3 protein-coding genes are annotated in these 3,332 nt (G+C 45.7%); all 3 read left to right on the forward strand.

Going from position 1 to position 3,332, the window contains the following annotated elements; translation table 11 throughout:
- On the forward strand, positions 1-308 hold a 308-nt coding region (locus A3729_RS14820), incomplete at its 5' end, for an enoyl-CoA hydratase-related protein (RefSeq protein WP_231877443.1).
- A gap of 8 nt (positions 309-316) precedes the next feature.
- Entirely contained in the window at positions 317-1,204 is an 888-nt protein-coding gene (locus A3729_RS14825) for a hydroxymethylglutaryl-CoA lyase (RefSeq protein WP_068507219.1), read from the forward strand.
- Between the two features lie 21 nt (positions 1,205-1,225).
- The gene (locus A3729_RS14830) at positions 1,226-3,232 is read left to right on the forward strand and encodes an acetoacetate--CoA ligase (protein ID WP_068507221.1); all 2,007 of its coding nucleotides are present in this window, start codon (positions 1,226-1,228) and stop codon (positions 3,230-3,232) included.
- Positions 3,233-3,332 lie beyond the last annotated feature (100 nt).

Raw genomic sequence — 3,332 nt, forward strand, 5'->3', positions numbered from 1 at the left:
TATTCTTAACTGCTGAAGTATTTAAGGCTCAAGCAGCAAAGGGTTATCAACTTGTCCATGAAGTTGTAGCAACTGAACAATTAGATGAGCAAGTACAGGCTATTGTTGAACAAATTTTAACAACTGGCCCGCAAGCCAGTATTGCAGCCAAGCAGCTAGTGGCTGACATAGTGCAAGCTCCTGAAGACTTAAGTGAACGCACCAGCCAGCTTATTGCTGACTTACGCGTATCGGAAGAAGGTCAAAATGGATTGAAGGCATTTTTCGATAAGCAGCCAGCTCCTTGGATTAAGAGCAATAAGGAGTAAACACAAGCATGAGTGATCAAGTAAGAATTGTTGAAGTGGGTCCGCGTGACGGGCTACAAAACGAAGCTGGAATCGTAAGCTTGGAAGATAAACTCGCCTTAATCGAACAGCTTGGCAAGGCTGGACTGAAGCAAATAGAGGCCGGTAGCTTTGTTTCACCCAAGTGGGTTCCCCAGATGGCCAGTAGTGCAGAGGTTTTCACAAAGCTAAGTCGCAGAGATGATATCTGTTACTCAGCTCTCACCCCAAACCTCAAGGGTTATGAAGCAGCCAAATCTGTCAATGTGGATGAGGTTGCCATATTTACTGCAGCTTCAGAAGGCTTTACTCAGAAAAACATCAACTGCAGCATTGATGAAAGCATTGCTCGTTTCGAGCCACTTATTACCCAGGCCAAGCAGGATAATTTGCGCGTTCGAGCTTATGTTTCTTGCATTATCGCCTGCCCTTACGATGGCATCACTTCGCCTGAAAATGTTACTAAAGTCTGTGAGCGCCTGCTGAGCATGGGCTGCTACGAGGTATCACTCGGCGATACAATTGGCATTGGTACGCCCGTTCAAATAAAAACGCTGCTCTCTCAACTATTGAGACACTTCTCGACCAATCAACTAGCCTGCCATTTTCACGATACCTACGGCCAAGCGCTTGCCAATCAATACGCAGCCCTAGAGTTAGGCTACAGAACTTTCGATACCTCAGTAGCTGGCTTAGGTGGTTGCCCCTATGCAACCGGAGCCTCTGGAAATGTCAGCACAGAAGACACCGTTTATATGCTCCAGGGGGCTGGCATGGAAACAGGTATTGAGCTAGACAAGCTCATTGAAGCAGGAAACAGAATTTGCAATGCAATTGGCCGAACTAATCAATCAAAAGTAGCGCTCGCATTAAAATAACCAGACTCGGAACAGCACGACATGAATCAGCAAAATAACGAATGCCTTTGGCAACCTAGCATAGACCGCATATCGCAGACAGAACTGACTCGATTCATGTCTTATCTAAATCAGCAAAGCGAACATTCATTTGAAAGCTACGATCAACTCTATCGTTGGTCTGTCTCTGATAAGCAGGCATTCTGGTCACAGCTGTGGGATTTCTTTGATGTCAAAGGTCATAAAGGCGAACTCACCTTGCTTAATGAAGACAAGATGCCGGGTGCGCAATGGTTTCCAAATGCGACCTTGAACTTTGCCGAGAATCTGTTGCGCCAAGCTGAAAGCAGCCCTGCATCGATAGCGATTGTTGAACGTGGCGAGCATGGCCTTAGAACAGAGCTTAGTTACCAGGAACTACTCCAGCAGGTTAATAAGTGTGCCACATATCTTAAGCAAGTGGGCGTAGCAAAAGGCGATGTGGTAGCCGGCTTCCTACCAAATAGTTGCTATGCGGTGATTGCCATGCTTGCTACAAGTAGCCTCGGTGCAATCTGGACATCCTGTTCACCCGATTTTGGCGTAACAGGCGTGCTCGATCGCTTCGAACAAACTCGTCCTAAAGTCCTTTTTGCTACAGACGGTTATTACTATGGAAATAAAACTATCAGCAGCCTTGAACGTGTTAAAGCCGTCCAGAAAGGTCTAAGCGAATTAGAAGCCTGCATACTGATTCCTTATCTCAAGCCAAAAGATAGCGACAAAGAAGCCCTTGGTGATTCATTTCATACCTGGGCGGATGTAATGAAGGTAGAGGACAACAGCGCATTGTCATTCACGCAAATGCCCTTTTCGGCACCGCTGTACATCCTCTATTCATCAGGAACAACAGGCAAACCCAAATGCATTGTACATAGCGCTGGTGGTACCTTGATTCAGCACCTCAAAGAGCTTGCACTGCATACCAACGTCAAGCCAAATACCAAGCTTTTCTACTACACAACCTGTGGCTGGATGATGTGGAACTGGCTCGTTTCTGGTCTAGCCTTAGGTGCTACGCTAGTGTTGTATGACGGCTCACCATTCCACCCAGAACAAACCAGCCTGCTTGATATTGCAGACGAAGAAGGTATCGATATTTTTGGGGCTAGTGCCAAGTATTACGCTGCCTGTGAGAAGTTTGGTCTGTCGCCGAAGCATAGCCACCAACTTGATAGCGTCGAAGCATTCTTATCAACCGGCTCCCCCTTGAGCCACGAAAGTTTTGAATATATTTACCGCGACATTAAGACGGACGTATGCGTCTCTAGTATTTCCGGGGGCACAGATATCATCTCTTGTTTTGCGCTAGGAAACCCGAATCTTCCAGTATACAAAGGTGAGCTTCAATGCATTGGCTTAGGGATGGACGTACAATTTTTAGATGATGATGGAACTAGCCTTACACAAGGAAAAGGAGAGCTTGTTTGTAAGCAAGCCTTCCCTTCCATGCCAACCGGTTTCTGGAATGACAAAAATAACGAAAAATACCAAAGCGCTTACTTTAAACGCTTTGACAACACATGGGCTCATGGGGACTACGGAGAGCTTATTGTCCACGAAGCAGATAATGGAACACCAACCCAAACCGGCGTAATCATTCACGGCCGCTCTGATGCAATCCTTAACCCTGGCGGTGTTCGAATAGGTACTGCTGAGATTTATCGTCAGGTTGAAAAGGTTGAGGAAGTGTTTGAGTCAATTGCTATCGGCCAAGAATGGCAAGATGATGTTCGTGTCATTCTCTTTGTTCGTTTACAAGAAGGTTTAACACTAGACACGCAGCTTATCGATAAGATAAAACGAAGTATCCGCGAGAATACTACACCAAGGCATGTGCCCAATAAGATTCTTCAAGTCACGGACATTCCCAGAACATTGAGTGGAAAAATTGTCGAGCTAGCCGTTAGAAATGTCGTGCACGGCAAAGAGCTTACAAATATAGAAGCATTGGCAAACCCAGAGGCATTAAACTTATATAGCAACTTAGCGGCCCTGAAAAGCGACTAGCACAATGACTATAAAATCAATAGAGAAGGCAATCTTCTCTATTGATAATAGGCGCTTTACAATAAACCGTAATCGCGTTCCACACGTGAAACCCTGACTT

This window comes from Oleiphilus sp. HI0043, from assembly GCF_001634935.1.